The following is a 19,633-nucleotide window of genomic DNA, read 5'->3' as shown; positions in this document are numbered from 1 at the left end:
CTTGTTGGAGCCGTGTAGCACGGCTATCAAATCGTTTGATTAGCATAAAACGCTGCTGGAACATTGCAAAACAGGTTTTTTGCATCGTACTCATAGCGTTACGACATTACCGTGACGGCAACACCGCCCGGTGTTAATAACTGGATATTAAAACGGACCATGTATCGACGTGGCTTTCACGAATGCTGCCTAACAACAGTAATGCTGCCGTTCGAGATGTTTTTCAAGGGGCCGCCGGGGTTAACCATAAACGAATAATTGTTTCACAGCGTGCCGCCAACAACTCGGCTGTTCTGGGTAAAGCCTGTTCCAGCGTCATGGGGCCATCGGCCAAGGCAAAGGCCGCGGTTACACCTTCATCAAGACAGGCTTGCCAGCCATCGCCCAGGCTGCCCGCTAAAATAACCACAGGTTTACCCAAGCGCTTGGCCGCACGGGAAACGCCAATGGGTGTTTTGCCCGACATGCTTTGCCCATCCAGGCGTCCCTCACCGGTAATGATCAGGTCAGCGTTATTGAGCAGAGTGGGCATATTCGCGTGCTGCATAATCAATTCGATGCCCGGTTTCAGTGTCGCGTTAAGAAACGCGCTGGCTGCAAACCCCATTCCGCCTGCGGCACCTGCGCCGGGCAGGTCTCGGTAGTCATGCGCCAACGCGCTGGCGCAAATGTCGGCAAAGCGGGCAAGCGCCAAGTCAAGCTGAGCTACCTCTTCAGGGGAGGCGCCTTTTTGAGGGCCAAATACCGCACTGGCGCCCCGTTCACCCAGCAGTGGGTTATCCACATCCACCGCTGCTTCCACGTTGAGTGAGGCCAAGCGTGGGTCCAGCCCAGAAATATCCAGCGATTCAAGGCCTGCAAGCGCAGCACCGCCTGGCGCAAGTGGCTTGCCATGTGCATCCTGAAACCTGGCGCCCAGGGCTTGTAGCATGCCAGCACCGCCATCGTTGGTGGCGCTTCCTCCTAGCAGTAGCAGTACGTTTTCGGCGCCCTGGTTAAGCGCTGCGAGAAATAACTCACCTACCCCAAAGGTGGAGGTTTGTAGCGCGTTGCGCTCTTGAGGGCTTAAGTGTTGTAATCCGCTGGCTTCTGCCAGTTCGATAAACGCGGTACGCTGTTCGCTAAGCCAACCCCAGGCGGCATCGCGGGGTCGTCCAAGTGCATCGTGAACCGTTTGATAGCACCGCTTGGCACCGGTTGCGGCAATTAATGCATCCAGACTTCCTTCGCCACCATCAGCCAACGGGCAGCAGTGTGTTTGCGCGTCGGGGACCGCACTACGTACGCCTTTAGCCATCGCCTTGGCTGCTAACTCAGCGCTTAGGGCGTCTTTAAAACTATCGGGGCAAAGCAGGATATTCATCGCACAATCTCCGCAAATGACGGTCTCTAATCTATTGTAATGATGAGAGGAGCTTAACGCGCTGCTTGCTGATAGACCAGTTGCTGATAGACCCGTTGTGATCATCGCTTGAGGATCTAACATGAAGTCGATACCGATTAGCTTAACCTGCCTGCTGGCGCTGGCTGGCTGCCAGGTGACGCCAGACCGTCTGCCCCAGGCCGAGCCTGCCCCCTCAGCGGCCTGCTATTTTTCTAACAGTGCTGAAAGAGACTCCCAGGAAGTGCTTCGCCAAAGCGTTGCTCTGCTCACCGAATCGGGATTTGAACTGAATTCGACGGATGCGACGTTAGGCTTGGTTACCACTAGCCGCACTCAAGCGCTGCGTGGCTATTACGACCCTTATGATAACGCCTACGGTTATGGGCGCGGCATACGTGCCTTCGGCGGGTTTGGATTGGGAGGCGGCGGCGGTATCGGCATCGGAATGGGTTTTGGGGGCGGGCTGCAACAGCAGCCAGTCGAGGTCGAACGGGTCTCGCTGTTGATCCACGACGACCATATTCGTATCTCGCGCGATATCCGCCGCTTCGACCATCTGGGCGATATGCGAGAGTCGTACAGTGCGAGCAACGATGATTTTTGTCAGCGCTTTCAAACGGCGCTTGAGCAATACAGGGTGCCAACCGGGAGAGGGTTATGAGGCGAGGCCGTTGGGATATCAGGTGGGTGGGCGTGATGCTTTTGGGTGCATGGCTTACCGGCTGTGCAACGACGTCGCCGTCTGTCCCGCGTGAGCTTGTCTATCCAGCCTCGGTCGACACGACGTTTCGAAGCGCTGTCGAGCTGATGATGAAGCAAGGGTATGTGGTACGCCACGCCGATTTGGCCCTAGGGCGTGCAGAAGCCTCGCTAGCCCGCTGGCCTGAATACCGTTTGCAACTGCAGGTGAGTGAAGCCGGGAGTGGTAGCCAGGTGAGTGTCATGGCCTGGCGTGGCAATCAACCATTGGCGCCTTATTTATTGGATCCGTGGCTAGTGGATTTACAAGCAACGTTGGGATTAGCACCGTGAAGCAGTGTGGTGATCAAAGAGTAAGTACTTTTTATAGCGGCAAATGTTGGGCGCTGGGCGCTGGATTGATCGGCTTGCTGATGAGCCCGCTTGCAACCGCACATCCGCATGGCTGGATTGATTTTAGTATCCGGGTCATGACCGACGAGGAGGGCGTTGTGCGTGGGTTGCATCACGCATGGCGGATGGACCCTTTTTATAGCCTAGTGGTGTTTGAAGAGCTCCAGCATGTGGATGGCGTTAGCCTGGAGGTTGGGCTTGACCGATTAGGCACTGAAATACGCGATAATCTTGCGGGTCAGCACTACTTTACAGACGTTCGTCTGGATGGAGAGCCGTTGGCATTGGGTGAGGTAACCGAATACACGGCTAGGGAACATGACGGGCGGCTTAGCTTTACGTTTATCCTCCCGCTACAAACGCCCCAACCCTTGGCGGGCCATGTGCTTGATTATCAAATATACGATCCAACGTATTATATCGAGATGGTTCACGAGTCAGAAAATAACCAGCCTAAAGACGACGCCTTGGTGCTGCACGGAGAACCTGCCTGCGAGCTAAGCATCTTAATCGCCGAACCTGACCCTGAGCTGGTCCTGCAAGCTGCTCTGCTGGACCAGGATGAGGAAGCCGAACCAGGGCTTGGACGATTTTTTGCCGAAACGGGGCGTGTTGATTGCCGCTAATCACAAGCCGCAGACCCGACGAATTCTATGAATGTATGAAATAAGGTAGTGCTTTATGCGATCACTCGTTATGCGCCGCCCCATTATGCTGATTGCGCTATTAGCACTTGCTGCCGGGGCCGTGATATTTCTATGGGAAGGGGGATTACAGGGCACAAGCTACCAGATGCTGGCTTGGCAGCGGAGCTTTAACCGCTCGCTCACGCTGGCGATTACCGAGCTTGCCCGCGAACCTTCTCAAGCCACCTGGTGGGTATTATTGAGTGTCAGTTTTGGTTACGGCGTTTTTCACGCGGCAGGGCCTGGGCACGGGAAGGCGGTGCTGGCAACGTATCTGGCCTCTCATGGGGGCGCCGTGCGACGCGCGCTAGGACTTTCGTTTGCCGCGTCGCTGTTGCAAGGCGTGACTGCCATCGTCATGGTAGCCATTCTGGTGCACGGCCTGGGGTGGCTAACGCGTCAGGCCATGGGCAGTGTTGTTTGGGTTGAGCAGGCCAGTTTTTTACTCATAACGCTATTGGGTGTTTGGCTATGCGTTCGGGCTTACAAGCAGCTGCGCCGCGCTTATCAGCCTATTGCGTTTTATCCGGTTCAGCACGACCACGGCAATGGCCATCATCTCCATCACGACCACAGTCATGGCCACCACCACTGCTGTGGCGGCGCGCATCATATCGAACCCGAGCAAGCGTTGGATTGGCGTACCGCCATCATGACGGTCGGCGCGATTGGTATGCGTCCTTGCAGTGGCGCGGTACTTTTACTCGGCGCCGCCAGCCTATTGGGGCAATTTTATGTTGGCGTTTTGTCGGTACTGGCCATGTCGCTGGGTACAGGAATTACGGTGTCGGCGTTGGCGCTTGCCAGCGTGTTTGCACGCCGCTGGGCAACGCAGCGTTTAGCCAGGCAGCAGCACGCTTCTCAGTCGGCGCATAAAGTGGTGGGCTGGGCGGCGCTTGCCGGCGGCATGTTGATTGTTCTATTGGGCGTTATGCTTGTCACGACGAGTGTTTCTCAACCCGCCAGGGCGCCCTTGCTTGGCGAGCCGCCCGCAAGGCAAAGCAGCCCGCTTTTAAGGCCCTGACAGCAGCTAAGCGTTTAAGCGGTCAATATGCGCAATAAGTTGATCGCGCAGGTCGGCAAGTGACTCCAACTCATACGGTTCGGCGCTGCCATTGCCCCATACCGGCGCAGGCCAAGTGGCATCAGCCTGGTGGCGCACGACCACGTGGATATGCAGCTGTTTGACGACGTTGCCCAAGGTGGCGATGTTCAGTTTATCGCCCTCGAAGAGGGTTTTCATCACGCTGCCCAGTTGGGTGGCTTCCCGCCATAGCTGGGCCTGGTCAGGCTCGGAAAGCTCAAATACTTCGCTGATATTATTCAGCCGAGGCACCAGAATCACCCAAGGATAGCGCGCGTCATTCATTAACAGCACACGGCAAAGTGGCAGGTCGGCGATGGGGAAGGTGTCAGCGTCCAGACGTTGGTCGAGAGTGAAATCGTTCAAAGAGCGCGCTCCAGGTAGTCTTCAATGGTGTATATGATAGCCGATGCTTTGGGTAGATGACGCGGTGTAGAGGGCAACCTTCGGGAAAACAGGCGAAATTAACCAAACACTGTTACGCTAAAAGTACCCCTTGGAAAAGGTAGGCGCTACCAGAGGGGCTGTTGCTAGACACGTTAAGGAGAACTCAAATGAAAAAACTTTTAGCGACTGGTTTTATTCTACTTATGACAGCAGGCGCGTTGGCCGGTTGTAACACGGTGGCTGGCGCAGGCCAGGATGTGGAAAGAGGCGGCCAAGCCGTTCAGGACGCCGCAAGCTAAGGTCCATGAACCCTTGACGATGTCGAGTGGGCCAGGCAATTGCTTGGCCCACTGTGTGTTTGGCCTGCATGTTAATAATCATTCGGGGTAGGTTTATGAATACGTGGCGATTCACTTATGGGTTTCAGTACGTGAAATTATTAGCCGCCAGCGGCGGCATTATTCTGCTTTCTGCATGCGCTGCCGGTTCTGATGCGGCTAGAACGTCGGGTTCGGGTGATCAAAATGGCCAACCGATACCCATGGACAGCTGCGATACCGCCTCAATTCGCTACGCCATAGGCGAGGCCTTCGATGAAGCGAACGTTGCGCAGTTGCAAAGCGAAAGTCAGTCGCGCCAGGTGCGCGTGCTACGTCCAGGCGATGTGGCCACTATGGACCACCGACCGGACCGCTTGAATATCCATGTTGATAGTAATGAAATGGTCGAAGCTTTACGCTGCGGTTAGCGCAATATCAGCACTACACAAGCGGCGGTGAGCACTCCCATGGTGACGTTAAATATTCGCCAGGCACCGTCGCTTTTAATCCAATGACCGATCGCCATGCCAAACCCCGCCCATAGCGCTAAACAGGGGAAGGCAACCAGCTCTACAAAACCCACCAGGATTAACGCGTTTGCAACGGTTGAACCCTGATCAGGAATAAACCCCGCGATTAACGCAAGCCCCATGACCCACGCCTTGGGATTGGCGAATTGAAACGCGGCGGCCTGCCAGAAGGTAAGGGGTACGCTGTGTGCCTTGCTCTTTAAATCAGGCGGTGGCGCGCTGGCAATTTTCCATGCGAGGTAGAGCAAGTAAGCACTGCCTAACCAGCGCAGGGCTAATTGTAGGGAAGGATAGCGCTCAAACAGCACGCCTAACCCCAAAGCAATACTGAAAAACAGCAAAAAGCAGCCGCCGACAATACCCACCATATGTGGCAGCGTGCGTTTAAAGCCAAAGTTGGCGCCTGACGCGGTTAACATAATGTTATTAGGGCCGGGCGTTAGGGTCATCGACATCATGTAAAGGGCGGCTGGCCCAAGAATAACCCACTGACTATTCATAACGATCCTTCCAACGCTGGCGATTTACCTGCTCTTTAAGCATTTCAAGCATATCGTAAAGCACCAATTCTGTGATTCGTTGGCTGCCTTCATCGACGGTCAGCCAGCTGTTAAAGCCGCTCTCTGCGGTGCGTTCAACCACTTGCCTAAACTCGGGAGAGTGGATGCCCAGCGCAAGCTCATCCACTAACCGTTGGGCAACGCCGCTAATAGACGCCTGCATGGCATTCGTGGCGGTTTGGCCCATCGGCAGGCGGTGCAAGCGCTGAATCTCAGGCCTTTCACGTAGCGTGCGGCTTACAAGTTCATCAATGGCTTGCATCGCGTGCGTGCGATTTTGTTGGTACGCCTCGCCCACGGTACTTTCCAGACGCTGCACAATTTCACTAATCAACTGCTTTTTGCGCGGCATGATGACTCGGTCGACCACCCGCTCAGTTAGCGAGTCGCTGGCCAGAATTTGCTGCTGTACATTGCCCAAAAGCCGTAGCGCGATACGATCAGAAAGTTCTTCAAGCAGGATATCGTAATATTTAAAGAAAAATTGATATATCGACCAGTGAGTAATATTAATAAGCCGCAGACGATGTAAGCGATGAAGTAATGACACCACACGCAGTATTCTGAGTAGGCGAAAACCGCTTAATGGAATACAGCCCAGAACGTCATACCAGTGCACAAAGGGGTAGAAAAACCAGCGATGATAGCGCCTTTCGGCCACGGCGACGGTCCAGCCCAGCAGAACATCGGCAACAAAAAAAGCGACAAAGAACAGATCAATCGTAAAAAAGCGGCTATGGACTTGGGTGTCGTAAAATGTATAAAAGGTGGGTGCCAGGCCTGCAATGGCCTGGTTAACAGGCTCGATTAAAAACAGTGAATCAAACAGCAAAAGCCCTAAATTAAGCACCACCGCGATGAGAATCAGTAAATCCCAGCCAATATGAGCGTACTCAACGGGCTTGGGCAATTGTGGGTAGCGCCGTCTGGTGGGCATGTAACCTCCTTGTGAATGGGTATTAAAGCAGCATCAAGCGCTTAGCCCACCTGATTCGGCCGCTGCCTGCGACGCCTCGTAATATCCGGGCTAGCCTATTAAGCCTGCGCCTGGCAGTTAAGCCTGCGCCTGATAGTGCTGCTGGGTAAGTTTTTCTTCCTGCTCTGTCTGTTTACGATGCTTTTTTCGCAGTGCTGCTTTTTCAAAACGGAGCTGTTGAATAGGGGTGGTAAGCGTCAAAGGGGGAACGCTGGCGGGTTTTCCGTCAGGGTCCACCGCGACCATGGTGAGGTAGCAACTGTTGGTATGGCGGATGAGCTTATTACGGATATCTTCGGCGACCACCTTAATGCCGATCTCCATTGAGGAGCGACCAACATGGTTAACGCAGGCCAGAAAAGTGACGAGTTCGCCCACGTGAATGGGCTGTTTAAATAGCACCTGGTCGACGGAAAGGGTGACGACATAGTGGCCCGAATAGCGGCTGGCACAAGCGTAAGCGACTTCATCCAGTTTTTTAAGAATAGCGCCCCCGTGTACTTTACCGCTGAAGTTCGCCATATCGGGCGTCATTAGTACGGTCATTGACAGCTCATGCTGTCCTGGTAAGGCCGTGTGTGCGGCATCTGACATAACGTGTCCTTGGTTAACGCTGCCCGCCCTGTGGGGCGGGCAGATAAAAGCTTAGAACCAGACCAAGCCTATGGAAATAATCACCCCGGTGACAAACAGCTGAATCAGGCAGAAGCCCATAATATCTTTGGCTTTTAGGCCAGCGATGGCAAGCACCGGCAGCGCCCAGAAAGGTTGCAGCAAGTTAGTCCAGGCATCGCCCCAGGCAACGGCCATGGCCACCCGTGAGATATCGGCACCCAGCGCCTGGGCCGCTGGCAGCATCACGGGCGCTTGCACTGCCCACTGGCCGCCGCCGGAAGGCACAAACAGGTTAACAATGCCGGCGCTAATAAACGACCAAAAGGGCAGCGAGGTTGCTGTCGCAAACGAGATTAGCCACTCCGACATGCTTTGGGCCAAGCCTGACTGCACCATAATGGCCATAATGCCGGCATAAAACGGAAACTGAATAACGATGCCAGCGCCACCCTTAATGGCTTCGTTAAGGCTAATAAGCAAACTGCGTGGCGTGCGATGAAGTACGATAGCTAAAAACAGAAACAGAAAGTTCACGATATTCAGGTTTAAACCGCCGCCCCGAAGAATAAAGTGATCAAGCAGATACAAAAGCCCTGGCACGCCCACCAGTAGCGAAAGTACCAGGCTATTTTCGAGTTTTTCCGCCGGGCGGGTAATACGCTCCTTCGGCGCGGGGGCATCTTCAAGCAGCTTGCTATCGACATACACACTGTCTTTTTCGTCGGGCAGCATTAACCGATTAACCAGTGGTACCGCGATAAACAGACACACAACAATCGCCAGGTTAAAAAAGGCGAAGATCGTTGAGCCGGTGCCAATCACGCCAATCGCATCGGCAGTGAAGTGTCCTTCGGTGGCGATAGTCAGCGGCACGGAACCCGCAAGGCCACCGTGCCACACGATGAAGCCCGAGTAGGCACTCGCCACGAGCAAGCGGTAATCCACGCGTACCAACCGAGCTAACTCCTTGGCAAACAGTGCCCCCACCACCAGGCCAAATCCCCAGTTAATCCAGCTGGCCACAAGCGAGACCAGCGTCACCAGGATAATCGCGCCACCGGCACTTTTTGCCGTTCCGGCAAGCTTTTGCAGGATACGCTTCACGGGTGGTGAGCTTGCCAGCATAAAGCCGGTTACCAGGACCAGCAGCATTTGCATCGAGAAGGTTAACAAGCCCCAAAAGCCGTCTCCCCACATGCGCATCACCGCAAGGGGCGTTTGGCGCTCCACGGCAATGGCGGCAGCGGCCGCCACGATCGTCAGTAGCAAAACAAAAATATACGGGTCGGGTAGATAACGCTCAACCAGCTTAACCGCTGGTTTCGATATCATTTTTAGCATGGCGGGCTCTCTTGTTTGTTATAGGAAGTACATGGCTAATATACGGTGATGCGCCATGGCTTTCACATTTAAAGACGTACTTTAGAACGATAGCGCAGCTAGCCAATAACGGGAGGACGGGTTTAAACGCTTATTGCCAACGCGAGTGACGGTAGCGTCGATAGTAACCAATCAATACACCTGAACGCACCGTAATAAACAGGGTAAAAGCGAACCATAAGCCATGATTGCCAAGACCTTGGGTCAGCCACCAGGCCGGCAGGTAAACCAGCATGGCGATAAAGATACTATTGCGCATTTCACGCACGGCGGTAGCACCAATAAACACGCCATCCAGAAGATAGCTCCAAACGGCAATCAGCGGCATCACCACCATCCACGGAAGGTATAACGCGGCGGCAGTGCGTACTTCGTCAAGCCCGGTTAAAAGTGCCACCAACTGATTGCCGCCAAGGGCAAACCCCAGTGAGGCACCGGCCGCTGTCCAAAAGGAGAATTGGGCTGCCCTGCGAACAATGAGTGAAAGCTCCTGCCAGTCACGGCGACCAAAGGCGCGACCCACCAGCGATTCTGCCGCGTGGGCAAAGCCATCCAGGGCGTAGCTGGTGAGCATAATAAATTGCAGCAGCACTGCATTGGCGGCCAGCACCGTATCGCCTTGGCGCGCCCCTTGAGCCGTAAAGAAGGCCATGACGAACAGCAAGCCAAGCGTGCGTACAAACAGGTTGGCGTTGATATTGAAAAGGGCCGTATAGGCCGACAGTGCCAGCAGGCGTACACGCGATAAATGCCCAGAAAGCGTTTTAAGTTGGCGCGTCACCAAATAGCCGCCAAACCCTAGTGCACTGTAGTCGGCAATAACGCTTGCCCAGGCAACACCATTGCTGGTCATGCCCAGGCCCACCACAAACCACAGGTCGAGAACGATATTGACGCTGTTGGTCAGCAACAAAATCATCAGCGTAACGCGAGAGTTTTGTTGGCCTAAAAACCATCCCAATATTGCATAGTTGGCCAACACGGCAGGCGCCGACCATAGGCGTATTTCGGCATATTCACGGGCCAGCGGCGTAGCTACCTCGCTACCGTCCAGCAACCAAAGCCCTAAGGAAATAAGCGGTGACGAGAAAAGAATCAGCAGCGCACCAATCGCCCCAGCAATGATCAGCGATTGGCCCAGTAACAGGCGCACATCGCTATCACTTTCACGGCCGATAGCCTGAGCGACCAGCCCGGTGGTGCCCATGCGCAAGAAACCAAAGCCCCAGTAAAGAAAGCTGAAAAGAGTGGCGCCCAGCGTCACCGCCGCCAGATAGCGTGAATCGGGCAGGTGCCCAACCACCGCGGTATCGACCAGGCCCAGCAGTGGGACGGTAATATTGGAAAGGATAATTGGCCATGCGATGGCCCATATACGCACGCGAATCGTCGCTTAGGCAGCGGTAATAATGCGGTACTTCTCTAACAGCTGCTGCTGCGTTTCCTTGCGTGCCGGGTCAAGCGGAATACAGTCTACCGGGCAAACCTGCTGGCACTGTGGCTCATCGAAATGGCCAACGCACTCGGTGCACAGGTTTGGATTGATGATGTAAATCTCTTCGCCGGGCGAGATAGCATCGTTCGGACATTCGGGCTCGCAGACGTCGCAATTAATGCATTCATCGGTGATCATCAGTGCCATGGGCATACCTCGCAAATGGCTGGCACACCCGGGAATAACGGCAAGAAATACCCGAGTGTTTTACTCAACAATGTTAGTGGTTACGTAGTGTAGTGCTTACGCAAGGCTTCTGCGACCTGGGAAGGTACCAGTGGTGAAATATCGCCGCCCAATTTGGCAATTTCACGCACAATCGTGGAGGAAATATACGAGTTTTCTACGCCAGGCGTTAGAAAAACGCTTTCCAGCTCCGGGTTTTGAGCGCGATTCATGTTGGCAAGCTGAAGTTCGTACTCAAAATCGGATGCGCCACGCAGGCCACGTAGAATGATGGTGGCGCCTTGCTCGTGCATAAAGGTCGTCAGCAGATTGGAAAAACCCACTACTTCAACGTTGGAAAGCGCCGCACAAACGTCTTTAGCCAAGGACATGCGGGCTTCTAAATCAAGGCTTGGCCGCTTGCCGGGGCTGGCTGCTACGGCAATGATGACCTTCTCGAACATCCTCGCGCCACGCGCTATAAGGTCCATGTGACCGTTGGTGATCGGATCAAAAGTGCCAGGGTACACGGCAATATTGACGCGTGGCATGTTCATTCCGAGGGCTCCTCGTTGATGCTACCAAAGGGGTTATCACTGGTAAGCGATACCGCCTGGGCATAGCCTGGAATATGAATGCGGTCAGCGTGAATATCCAGCTCCGGCCCTTCCAGCACCTCTTCGCCAAACTGATAGCGCGGCGCATAGTGGCCTCTATCCGCTTGAGCCAGATAGGCATCTGCTTGGGCGCGTACGGTTTCACGACGCGTTTTCCAAGCATTGATGGCATCGGCGCCATGGCGCTGGAGCAACAGGCGTTCGGTAACATCGGGTGAAAGCACCACGCCGGTGGCGTTATTGCCGCCAAAGCCCTTGGCATTAATAAAGGCAGCATCTGCTTTAAAGGCGATAGGGGTTTGGAAAAAATGCAGCCGGTCGGCGTAGACATCGTCAGCCACTTCATTAAGCGTGGGGATGCCGGGCAATATGTCATGGGCAAAACTGCCGAGCGCGCTTACGAGCTGGTCGCCCGCTGCCGAGCCTTGGGAGTGGCCAATAAATGACTTGATGGCGACGACTGGCCAGTCGGTAATGCCATTCGCACGGGCAATTTCATCCAGCACATGGGACTCAGTCGTGCGATTTTTCGGCGTGCTGGTGCCGTGAGCATGCAGAAAACTGCGCTCTCTTAGTGCTTTTTCGCCTAACAGGTCGCGCACCAGCGATGCGGCCTTGCCCAGGGTAATGTAATTGCCAATACCCGGCGCGGAAATCGAGCGTTTAAAGCCGTCAGCGTTAACAAAGACATCCGGTACCGAGCCCAGAATGTCTGCGCCCAGTTCAAGCGCCAGCGAGTCATCCATTAGCAGGATAAACTGGCTGGCTTCTGCCATGGTAAAACCACAGTTAAGCGCAAACGGTCGGCTGGCGCGCTGGTAATCCGCATCTGTTAATAGCTCCAGGGCATCCAGCGCTTTTAAGCTAGCGTCGTCTGCCAGGGCGCCCATCGCGCGAAAGCCTTCAATAATTTCCGGGGTGATCGGCGCATCAGCGGTGCCTACCATGACCACTCTGCGTCGCCCCGAACGAATATCTTCAGTACCCAAGCGCAAGTTATAGAGAAAACTGGCGCAGGCGCCTAATACCGCCCCGGTACTGCCAACGCTACCCAGCACATAGGCATTTAAAAAGTCGGCGGGCATTTGCCCGTACCCTAACGGCATCTGTTTTGAGGTGGCGCGTTGACCGCTCACCAAACTCTTCATCAAACCGCCCCAGCCAGCATCATCCAACTGACCAATGGAGTTGCCTGCATAAACAGCGATGTGGTCAGGATTAAGCGTTTGGCGCAGCGTCTCCCAGGATAAACCGCTGGCACCCAGGCAGTCGCTGGCGCCAAAAATCGCCATCGAGAGTCCGCGAGGGTGATGCACGCTGCGGTACAGGCTTGCCGGTTCAAAACCGTGAGGAAGCTGCGCGGCTGCACATACCTTGGGGCGCTGAGCGTCGGGCAGCAGCGTCTCAAAAACGCCTGCCGGTACGGTGACCTCTACCTCACGGGCGCCCAGTTCGCGGACCTGCCAGTTTTCCGGTAAATTTTCCGGAAGCTGGCGGCGGCGCAGCGTAAAGCGCAGCGGCTCGCTCAACTGAAGGCTGGCCTGACGATTGGCAGGCAGCCCCGGCTCCAGGAACCTGGGGTCCTCGTTGCGGCGAACCAATGTGTGGTTAAGCACCTGATCACGTAACGACTGAGCAGGCGAGTTTACGGGCTGGCCTGCGCGATCGTGCCACCCTTTTTCGGAGTGCTCGACAAGCTGCATAAGGGCCGCCAGGCCCTCCAGGGTCTGGCGCTGCTGGTCAGCGGGAAGGGCATCAAGCACGGTACGACGGAAGGCCTGATGGCCTGAGGTCCTGCCGGCGGGATTGATGCCGCCCATGCCGACAATCACCGGTAAGTGTGACAAGCCGGGTTCCTCGTGGTGCGGTGGTTTTTAATAACAGTTATCGTCAATGGCAGGGTAAAAAGTACGCGGCCATTGAGCTTAATAAATATCTCGGGCGTGATCATAGCACCGGGCACCTTATGACGTCATGCTGCAAGCGCAGGAGACTGATAGAATCACCTCTTTTTAAGTCTGAGGGATGGCATGCAGAACACTTCTCGCCCCGTTATATCCAATCAGCCAGGCCCTCACCATGATCTAGCGCGCCGGATCGATCGAGCGTTGGCAACGCCACTACGTAAACCCATTGCGGCTCATACTCAGGAAGCATTTGAGCAGGCTAACCGCTGGTATCAAGCGCGTCATGCGCCGCTGATCATCGATGCCGGGTGCGGTGTTGGAATTTCGACCCGCCAATTGGCTGCACAGTTCCCTGACCATGCCGTGATCGGGGTCGATCGCAGTGAAGATAGGCTAGGGCGTGATCATGGCGCGCTACCGGATAATGCGTTGCTGGTCCGGGCGGACCTGGTTGACTTTTGGCGCCTGGCGGATCAGGCGCGGTGGCAACCTGAACGCCACTATTTGTTATACCCCAATCCGTACCCCAAGGCCGCTCATTTAAAGATGCGCTGGCATGGGCACCCGGTTTTACCCACACTGTTGGCACTTGGTGGCCAGCTTGAGGTGCGCTCCAACTGGCCGCTTTATATTGAGGAGTTTGCCTTGGCAGTCGCGCAAGTAACGGGAAGGCAAGCAGACATCGGCGTATGGACGCCCGATAGTGAGTACTTAACCCCCTTTGAAGCTAAATACGATAAAAGCGGCCAAACGCTTTGGCGCTTACAGGTTCAACTCGAGCGCTTATAACGTTTGTGTTAGGCGAAAAACCTGGCCTGTCCGCGCGGATGGATATCGCCCTGATAGTGGTAGGTGTGGTGGTGATGCACGTGTTTTCAAAATGAATAGACATTGAGGCCGATAACAGTGACGTACTTCTTTAAAGCAACGGTGCGCAAGTGGCGTGTGACGATGACCGCCGGGGTAGCCGCCGCTTCACTACTGGTGAGCCCTGCGCTATTTGCCGATTTTAGCCGTTTGGGGCAGTTGCAGGATAAGGGGTTTGCGATAAGCGCGGAGGCGCGCCTGCTTGATACTGATGCGCCTGAGTTGCTGGGAAGCATTAACCCGGCGAGCCAGATGGCGCCCGCCTCTGTTACCAAAGCCTATATGGCGGCCGCCCTATTAAATCGCTTTGGCCCTCAGCATCGCTTTACCAGCCAGCTGGTAAGCAGTGGCGCTATCGATAACGGCATTTTGCGTGGGGACCTGGTGTTTGAAGGCGGCGGCGACCCAGGGCTTACGACAGAAAATCTGTGGCGCCTGGTGCAGCGCTTACAAATGGCCGGTGTTGATGAAGTGGATGGTGCGCTCGTCGTAAGCCAGTGGCGTTTTGGCCCTGTCGACTGTATTACCAGCGACCGCTGCAACGCCCGCACCCGTGTGACCAATGCTTATAGCGCGCCGCTTACCTCCGCGGGGGTTAATTTCGGCAGCTGGTGTGTCAACGTAGCCCCTTCTCAAGTGGCGGGTGAGCCCGCTCGTACCACGCTTTGCGATAGCCAGTTACCATTAATTGATATCGATAACCAGGTCATCACACGTCCGGCCAATAGCGGAACCGAAATTAGCGCCGAGCGCGTAACCGATGAGCGTGGCGATGTAATGCGCCTGAGTGGGCAAATTTCGACCAACGCCATGGCTCGGGATATTTATCGAGGAGCCGGCGACGCCGCTGAAGAGACCGCGCAGATACTGCTTGGCATGCTAAACCAGGCGGGCATTGCTGTCAGGGACCCATGGCGTGTCACTTCCACTCAGCCTCTTGCCAGTGCGAAGCGCTTGGCGGCGGTGGATAGCCAGCCGCTACAAGAGCTCCTGCTGCGCACCATGAACTACTCCAATAACTATATGGCTGATGTGCTGGCCTTAAACCTGGTGGAAACGCCGCAAGCCCAGCTGCGTCAGGCGGGTTCAGCGCTGGAAGTTTATGCCGAGAGCTTATCAGGCCACGGTCCTGTCACCTTATATAGCGGTAGTGGACTGACGACAGAAAACCGTACCTCGGCTCATGGCGTTAATGTAATGCTGGAGGACATGTATCTGAAGAGTTCGCTGTTTCCAAGCTTCGTGGCCGCCTTTCAGTCGCCTGCCAACGGCGTCATGCGATTTATTCGACGCGGCTCATCCACGTTTCAAGATAACGTCATGCTCAAAACAGGTACGCTGAATCAGCCTTTTGCCGTACGCGCTGTAGCAGGTTACTTTCGTACGGCCTCCGGGCGTTGGGGTGTTTTTAGTGTATTGGTGAACGGAAGTGGTAACACTCCTTATATAAGCTGGTCTGAGGTGCTTGATCCGTTGTCGCTCGATTTGGACGCAATGATTCTGGCTAATTAATTTCCTCGACGCTTAAAGTGAGACGACTTGCATGAAACCAGAGCATACCGGTCTAACCCATTTGGTGTACTCAACACGCTACTCCTGGAAAGGATTAAAGGCTGCCTTTCGTAACGAAACGGCCTTTCGCCAGGAAGTGTGTATTACCGCCGTGTTGTTGCCTTTTGCCTGGTGGATCAGTAATGACTCGCTAAGCTGGTTACTGCTGGTGGGCAGCTTGTTTTTCGTGCTCATTGTTGAGCTGTTAAACAGTGCGATTGAAAACGTGGTCGACCGCATTGGTACAGAGCATCACGAACTTTCCGGGCGGGCCAAGGATATTGGGTCCGCCGCCGTCATGCTGTCGTTAATAATGGCCGGGCTTACCTGGGGGCTCTTGGGTTGGCAAAAAATCTTTGGCTAGCGTGTAAGCGCTTGGCGGTGAGGTAGCTATGCAACAGGATAATTCGTTTATATCTTTAAACGCGCTGCCTGAGGTGCTTCAGCAAGAGGGCCAGAAGGTGGGCCAGCGACTGAACGATGCGCTTGGTCAAGCGGATAATACTGCCTCATTGACCCAGCAACCGCTGCCCTCGGAAGGTTGGCAAGCGCTTACTCAACCACGTCGCGAGGCGCTGGCCAAGGTGCTAAGCGTATCCACCTTTGTGCTGGATACGTTCACCCGCTACCCGGGCTGGCTTACAGCGCTTGAAGCCAACGGCGAATTGGATATGGCACCGGCCCGCCATGATCAACAACAGTGGCTGCACGACGCACTGGAACGCGCAGAAGATGAAGCGACCATGCAGCGTGTGTTGCGGCGTTTTCGGCGTGCACGAATGGTGGGCATCATCTGGCGGGATCTAAATCGGCCTGATGGTTATACCATGTGGGATACCGCTCACGCGGTTTCTCAACTGGCTGAGTTGTGTCTTGAAGCCGCTTTACGTTGGCTTGAAGGTTTTTATGCGCCTCGTTGGGGTATGCCAGCGCCCCGTGCCGATGGCGCTGCCCAGCGCTTGGTCGTTCTTGGAATGGGGAAGCTGGGCGCGGGCGAACTGAATCTCTCCTCTGATATCGACCTGATTTTTGCCTTCCCTGAAAAAGGCGAGACGCAGGGCGGGCGCAAGCCGCTGGAGCATCAAGAATACTTTACCAAGCTGGGCCAAAAGCTGATTGCCGCGCTGGATGCCATGACCGCAGATGGCTTTGTCTTTCGGGTGGATATGCGCTTGCGGCCGTTAGGCGATGGCGGACCGCTGGTAGGCAGTTTTGCCATGCTCTCAAGCTACTATCAGGACCAGGGACGCGAGTGGGAGCGTTACGCCCTGCTCAAGGCGCGCCCGGTGGCGGGAGATATAGAGGCGGGGGTTGAGCTATTGGCTGGCCTGCGCCCGTTTGTATATCGCCGTTATCTGGACTTTGGCGCTATTGAGTCGCTGCGCGAGCTAAAAGCCATGATTAACCGTGAAGTAAAGCGCAAAGGGATGCAGAGCAATATCAAGCTCGGCCCTGGTGGCATTCGCGAAGTGGAATTTGTGGTGCAGGCGTTCCAACTGATTCGTGGCGGGCGGGATACGGAGCTGCAGGTAACGTCGTTGAAAACGGCCTTGAATCGCTTGCCCGAGCTGGGGCTACTGCCCCAAGCGGTGGTCGATGAACTAATGCCTGATTACGCATTTCTGCGTGACCTGGAACATGTCATCCAAGCGCTTGAAGACCGCCAGACGCAAATGCTGCCGACGGATGAGACCGACCAGGCCCGGGTTGCTTTTGCCATGGGCTATCAAGACTGGGCACTACTGATGGCGGCGCTTGATGATGTTAGAGAGCGTGTTCGGCGTCATTTTGATGCCGTGATTGCTGACCCCGAGGAGGATGCGGAAGAAACCAGCGACGCAAGCCGCTTGGCGCCTGCGCAGTGGCGGTTGATCTGGCGCAACGAGCTGGAAGCGGACGAAGCAACCGCTTACTTACACAGTGCAGGATTTGCCGAGCCCGATCAGGTATTGAAGCGTCTGCAGAGTTTCTATCAATCGCGCCAGGTGCAAAGTATGCAGCGAATCGGCTTTGAGCGTCTTGATGCGCTAATGCCACTACTGCTGGCCGCCGTGGCTGAAAATGAGACACCGGATATCGCGCTTGCCCGCGTGCAGCCTTTGATTGAGGCGGTACTAAGGCGAACCGCCTATTTAGCGCTGCTGCGTGAAAATCCTCAGGCGCTTGAGCATCTCATGCGCTTATGCGTTGCCAGCCCATGGATTGCCGAGCGCCTTTCTCGTTATCCGATTCTGTTGGATGAGCTGTTAACGCCAGAAACTCTCTACACCCCAGCGGATAAAGCACGCTTGGCCGATGAATTGCGTCAAACGTTAAACCGGCTGCCTGAAGATGATGAAGAAGCCCAGCTTGAAGCATTGCGGGTATTTAAACATGCCAAAATGCTTCATGTTGCCGCCTCTGATATCGCTGGTACACGGCATTTGATGAAAGTAAGTGATTACTTAACCTATATCGCTGAAGTGATTCTGGACGCCGTTTTGGCGATGGCCTGGAAACATGTGACCCGTAAGCACGGAGTGCCCAAGGGGCTTAACGACCATGAACCGGCTTTTCTGATTATTGGCTATGGAAAGTTGGGCGGTATCGAGCTGGGTTATGGCTCTGATCTTGACCTGGTTTTTCTGCATGATAGCGACGGTAAAGGGGCTACCGACGGTCCTCGACCCATTGATACGCCGCTGTTTTTTACCCGTTTGGGCCAACGCATTATCCACCTGCTAACCGCGGTGACGCCCGCGGGCAGCTTGTACGACGTCGATATGCGCTTGCGCCCCTCAGGTAATGCGGGGCTATTGGTGACCTCGCTTGATGCCTTTGCCGACTATCAACAGCAAAATGCCTGGACCTGGGAGCATCAGGCGCTAGTGCGTGCACGGGTCGTCGCCGGAAGCAGTGCGCTTGCCGAACGGTTTAACCAGATTCGTGGAGACATTCTGGGCAGGCAGCGTGATAAACACGCCCTGCGTGATGATGTAGTCAACATGCGCCACAAAATGCGTGACCACTTGGGCAGTAAAACCCAGGAACCGAGCTTTAATTTAAAGCACGATGCTGGTGGCATGGTGGACATTGAATTTCTCTGTCAGTACGCGGTGTTAGCGCTGGCTAACCAAACACCCTCGCTGGCTACCTACAGCGATAATATGCGTATTTTAGAGATGCTTGCCGAGAGTGGGCACTTACCTTCAGAGGAGGCTGAGCAGTTAAAAGAAGCTTATCTGGCCTACCGCAGTAGAACACACCGCGCAGCACTGACTGGCGAGAAACTCATTGGTGAGGTCGATGACTTTAAGGAGCATCGCGCTGCCGTCGAAGCCCTTTGGCAACGCTTTTTAGAGCCCTAAACCAGGGCTTGAAAGTTGGGCTCGAGTAGTTTGTTCTGGAGAATTAGCTTTGCGTCTTTCAGTCAAACGCCGCTATTCAGAACAGAGGAGCCGTCATAAAGGCTTCCTTATTGCTTTGGGAAGCCTCATGCCGATGATTAGCGCCGTTAATCACGCGGCGTTGCCTTGTTATCTTCGTGTGTTTTTACCTCGTAACTTCCTTCCAGAACATCCTGCTGATGTGACCGCGTATGAGGCTCTGCGTAGCCGCCGCCAATATCCTGAGCTTGCTCAGCGCGCATCTGCTCCATTCGCTTTTTCATTTTATGGCGCACAAAAGGCATCATGGCCCAGCCAATTAAAAGAAAGAACAGGCCTAATATGACGCCAACCACCATTAGCACGCCAAACGCCAGCCACGTTAGCAGCAATTTTAAGCTGCCCATTAGCCCGCCGGGCTGCGACTGCGCTGCGCGTGTACGCCATTGTTGAGCAGCTTGCCAAGCGGCGTTACGTTGATCGCGATTCATCTGTGGCATAAAAGCCTCCATCGTCGTGTGCCTTATTGGAACATAGTTTGTTAGCCAAGTTCACTGAAGGCTGGCCTATATCTTGCTACATTAAGAGTAATGGCGCCGCCAATAATCACATCATTGCCGATACGCAACAAAATACCGTTGGCAACCAGTAT

At 54.9% G+C, this 19,633-nt stretch carries 21 protein-coding genes; 10 read left to right on the top strand and 11 right to left on the bottom strand.

The genetic code is table 11. The features are described 5' to 3' along the window. Positions 1–223: 223 nt before the first annotated feature. Positions 224–1,363 carry a glycerate kinase gene (locus tag ACT3TJ_RS03005; RefSeq protein ID WP_444621482.1) on the bottom strand — a complete coding sequence of 380 codons (1,140 nt, stop codon included), beginning with the start codon at positions 1,361–1,363 and terminating at the stop codon, positions 224–226. A 121-nt stretch (positions 1,364–1,484) separates the two neighbouring features. Between ACT3TJ_RS03005 and ACT3TJ_RS03000 the strand changes: the two genes are divergently transcribed. The 4 genes from ACT3TJ_RS03000 to ACT3TJ_RS02985 are packed head-to-tail and all read left to right on the top strand — an operon-like array spanning position 1,485 to position 4,186. Further along, on the top strand, positions 1,485–2,045 hold the full coding sequence (locus ACT3TJ_RS03000) for a hypothetical protein (RefSeq protein ID WP_444621483.1): 561 nt from the start codon (positions 1,485–1,487) through the stop codon (positions 2,043–2,045). Then, entirely contained in the window at positions 2,042–2,416 is a 375-nt protein-coding gene (locus ACT3TJ_RS02995; RefSeq protein WP_444621484.1) for a hypothetical protein, read from the top strand. Before ACT3TJ_RS03000 ends, ACT3TJ_RS02995 begins: the two co-directional genes overlap by 4 nt. Positions 2,417–2,469: 53 nt before the next feature. Next, on the top strand, positions 2,470–3,102 hold the full coding sequence (locus tag ACT3TJ_RS02990) for a DUF1007 family protein (protein WP_264298632.1): 633 nt from the start codon (positions 2,470–2,472) through the stop codon (positions 3,100–3,102). Between the two features lie 55 nt (positions 3,103–3,157). Further along, positions 3,158–4,186: a nickel/cobalt transporter gene (locus ACT3TJ_RS02985; protein WP_444621485.1), complete on the top strand. Its 1,029-nt coding sequence runs from the start codon at positions 3,158–3,160 to the stop codon at positions 4,184–4,186. A gap of 6 nt (positions 4,187–4,192) precedes the next feature. Here the strand turns inward: ACT3TJ_RS02985 and ACT3TJ_RS02980 are convergent, their stop codons facing one another. After that, positions 4,193–4,612: an HIT domain-containing protein gene (locus ACT3TJ_RS02980; RefSeq protein ID WP_193053317.1), complete on the bottom strand. Its 420-nt coding sequence runs from the start codon at positions 4,610–4,612 to the stop codon at positions 4,193–4,195. A gap of 188 nt (positions 4,613–4,800) precedes the next feature. Between ACT3TJ_RS02980 and ACT3TJ_RS02975 the strand changes: the two genes are divergently transcribed. Beyond that, complete coding sequence (locus ACT3TJ_RS02975) at positions 4,801–4,932, top strand: entericidin A/B family lipoprotein (protein WP_087105855.1); 132 nt, start codon at positions 4,801–4,803, stop codon at positions 4,930–4,932. Positions 4,933–5,063: 131 nt separating this feature from the next. After that, positions 5,064–5,381, top strand: coding sequence for an I78 family peptidase inhibitor (locus ACT3TJ_RS02970; RefSeq protein ID WP_444621486.1), 318 nt, complete (start codon positions 5,064–5,066; stop codon positions 5,379–5,381). Here the strand turns inward: ACT3TJ_RS02970 and ACT3TJ_RS02965 are convergent. From ACT3TJ_RS02965 to ACT3TJ_RS02930, 8 genes are all read right to left on the bottom strand, one after another. Then, positions 5,378–5,983, bottom strand: a complete 606-nt coding sequence (locus ACT3TJ_RS02965; protein WP_444621487.1) for a LysE family translocator — start codon at positions 5,981–5,983, stop codon at positions 5,378–5,380. The two genes, ACT3TJ_RS02970 and ACT3TJ_RS02965, sit on opposite strands and share 4 nt — an antisense overlap. Then, entirely contained in the window at positions 5,976–6,980 is a 1,005-nt protein-coding gene (locus ACT3TJ_RS02960; protein WP_444621488.1) for an ion transporter, read from the bottom strand. Before ACT3TJ_RS02960 ends, ACT3TJ_RS02965 begins: the two co-directional genes overlap by 8 nt. 117 nt (positions 6,981–7,097) lie before the next feature. Beyond that, on the bottom strand, positions 7,098–7,613 hold the full coding sequence (locus ACT3TJ_RS02955; protein ID WP_193053314.1) for an acyl-CoA thioesterase: 516 nt from the start codon (positions 7,611–7,613) through the stop codon (positions 7,098–7,100). A 51-nt stretch (positions 7,614–7,664) separates the two neighbouring features. Beyond that, positions 7,665–8,975: a short-chain fatty acid transporter gene (locus ACT3TJ_RS02950; protein ID WP_172117364.1), complete on the bottom strand. Its 1,311-nt coding sequence runs from the start codon at positions 8,973–8,975 to the stop codon at positions 7,665–7,667. A gap of 130 nt (positions 8,976–9,105) precedes the next feature. Beyond that, positions 9,106–10,395 (bottom strand): MATE family efflux transporter, encoded by a 1,290-nt coding sequence (locus tag ACT3TJ_RS02945; protein ID WP_444621489.1) that lies wholly within the window; start codon positions 10,393–10,395, stop codon positions 9,106–9,108. Between the two features lie 12 nt (positions 10,396–10,407). Then, entirely contained in the window at positions 10,408–10,656 is a 249-nt protein-coding gene (locus ACT3TJ_RS02940) for a YfhL family 4Fe-4S dicluster ferredoxin (RefSeq protein WP_087105869.1), read from the bottom strand. A gap of 80 nt (positions 10,657–10,736) precedes the next feature. Next, on the bottom strand, positions 10,737–11,231 hold the full coding sequence (gene coaD / locus ACT3TJ_RS02935) for a pantetheine-phosphate adenylyltransferase (protein WP_444621490.1): 495 nt from the start codon (positions 11,229–11,231) through the stop codon (positions 10,737–10,739). Beyond that, complete coding sequence (locus tag ACT3TJ_RS02930) at positions 11,228–13,111, bottom strand: beta-ketoacyl synthase (RefSeq protein WP_444621536.1); 1,884 nt, start codon at positions 13,109–13,111, stop codon at positions 11,228–11,230. Before ACT3TJ_RS02930 ends, coaD begins: the two co-directional genes overlap by 4 nt. A 210-nt stretch (positions 13,112–13,321) precedes the next feature. Between ACT3TJ_RS02930 and trmB the strand changes: the two genes are divergently transcribed. From trmB to glnE, 4 genes are all read left to right on the top strand, one after another. Continuing rightward, positions 13,322–13,987 carry a tRNA (guanine(46)-N(7))-methyltransferase TrmB gene (gene trmB / locus ACT3TJ_RS02925; RefSeq protein ID WP_172117367.1) on the top strand — a complete coding sequence of 222 codons (666 nt, stop codon included), beginning with the start codon at positions 13,322–13,324 and terminating at the stop codon, positions 13,985–13,987. A 162-nt stretch (positions 13,988–14,149) separates the two neighbouring features. Beyond that, the gene (gene dacB / locus ACT3TJ_RS02920; RefSeq protein WP_444621537.1) at positions 14,150–15,577 is read left to right on the top strand and encodes a D-alanyl-D-alanine carboxypeptidase/D-alanyl-D-alanine endopeptidase; all 1,428 of its coding nucleotides are present in this window, start codon (positions 14,150–14,152) and stop codon (positions 15,575–15,577) included. Positions 15,578–15,608: 31 nt separating this feature from the next. Beyond that, entirely contained in the window at positions 15,609–15,980 is a 372-nt protein-coding gene (locus tag ACT3TJ_RS02915) for a diacylglycerol kinase (RefSeq protein WP_172117368.1), read from the top strand. 28 nt (positions 15,981–16,008) lie between these two features. Then, entirely contained in the window at positions 16,009–18,963 is a 2,955-nt protein-coding gene (glnE, locus tag ACT3TJ_RS02910; RefSeq protein WP_444621491.1) for a bifunctional [glutamate--ammonia ligase]-adenylyl-L-tyrosine phosphorylase/[glutamate--ammonia-ligase] adenylyltransferase, read from the top strand. Positions 18,964–19,109: 146 nt separating this feature from the next. Here glnE and ACT3TJ_RS02905 read toward each other — a convergent pair whose 3' ends face one another. Beyond that, positions 19,110–19,481 carry a hypothetical protein gene (locus tag ACT3TJ_RS02905; RefSeq protein ID WP_172117370.1) on the bottom strand — a complete coding sequence of 124 codons (372 nt, stop codon included), beginning with the start codon at positions 19,479–19,481 and terminating at the stop codon, positions 19,110–19,112. Positions 19,482–19,633: the final 152 nt, after the last annotated feature.

The organism is Halomonas sp. AOP30-A1-24, assembly GCF_052378165.1.
Lineage (GTDB): Bacteria > Pseudomonadota > Gammaproteobacteria > Pseudomonadales > Halomonadaceae > Vreelandella > Vreelandella citrativorans.
The sequence above is the reverse complement of the archived record's forward strand: the minus strand, read 5'-3'. Positions and strand labels throughout refer to the sequence as shown.

Bases quoted from the DNA above. Each gene is read 5' to 3' on its own strand.
- ACT3TJ_RS02985 (WP_444621485.1), top strand. From the start codon at position 3,158: ATGCGATCACTCGTTATGCGCCGCCCCATTATGCTGATTGCGCTATTA.
- ACT3TJ_RS02995 (WP_444621484.1), top strand. From the start codon at position 2,042: ATGAGGCGAGGCCGTTGGGATATCAGGTGGGTGGGCGTGATGCTTTTG.
- ACT3TJ_RS03005 (WP_444621482.1), bottom strand. From the start codon at position 1,363: ATGAATATCCTGCTTTGCCCCGATAGTTTTAAAGACGCCCTAAGCGCT.
- dacB (WP_444621537.1), top strand. From the start codon at position 14,150: ATGACCGCCGGGGTAGCCGCCGCTTCACTACTGGTGAGCCCTGCGCTA.
- ACT3TJ_RS02960 (WP_444621488.1), bottom strand. From the start codon at position 6,980: ATGCCCACCAGACGGCGCTACCCACAATTGCCCAAGCCCGTTGAGTAC.
- ACT3TJ_RS02965 (WP_444621487.1), bottom strand. From the start codon at position 5,983: ATGAATAGTCAGTGGGTTATTCTTGGGCCAGCCGCCCTTTACATGATG.
- trmB (WP_172117367.1), top strand. From the start codon at position 13,322: ATGCAGAACACTTCTCGCCCCGTTATATCCAATCAGCCAGGCCCTCAC.
- ACT3TJ_RS02905 (WP_172117370.1), bottom strand. From the start codon at position 19,481: ATGCCACAGATGAATCGCGATCAACGTAACGCCGCTTGGCAAGCTGCT.
- ACT3TJ_RS02950 (WP_172117364.1), bottom strand. From the start codon at position 8,975: ATGCTAAAAATGATATCGAAACCAGCGGTTAAGCTGGTTGAGCGTTAT.
- ACT3TJ_RS02940 (WP_087105869.1), bottom strand. From the start codon at position 10,656: ATGGCACTGATGATCACCGATGAATGCATTAATTGCGACGTCTGCGAG.
- glnE (WP_444621491.1), top strand. From the start codon at position 16,009: ATGCAACAGGATAATTCGTTTATATCTTTAAACGCGCTGCCTGAGGTG.
- ACT3TJ_RS03000 (WP_444621483.1), top strand. From the start codon at position 1,485: ATGAAGTCGATACCGATTAGCTTAACCTGCCTGCTGGCGCTGGCTGGC.
- ACT3TJ_RS02975 (WP_087105855.1), top strand. From the start codon at position 4,801: ATGAAAAAACTTTTAGCGACTGGTTTTATTCTACTTATGACAGCAGGC.
- ACT3TJ_RS02915 (WP_172117368.1), top strand. From the start codon at position 15,609: ATGAAACCAGAGCATACCGGTCTAACCCATTTGGTGTACTCAACACGC.
- ACT3TJ_RS02930 (WP_444621536.1), bottom strand. From the start codon at position 13,111: ATGGGCGGCATCAATCCCGCCGGCAGGACCTCAGGCCATCAGGCCTTC.
- ACT3TJ_RS02955 (WP_193053314.1), bottom strand. From the start codon at position 7,613: ATGTCAGATGCCGCACACACGGCCTTACCAGGACAGCATGAGCTGTCA.
- coaD (WP_444621490.1), bottom strand. From the start codon at position 11,231: ATGAACATGCCACGCGTCAATATTGCCGTGTACCCTGGCACTTTTGAT.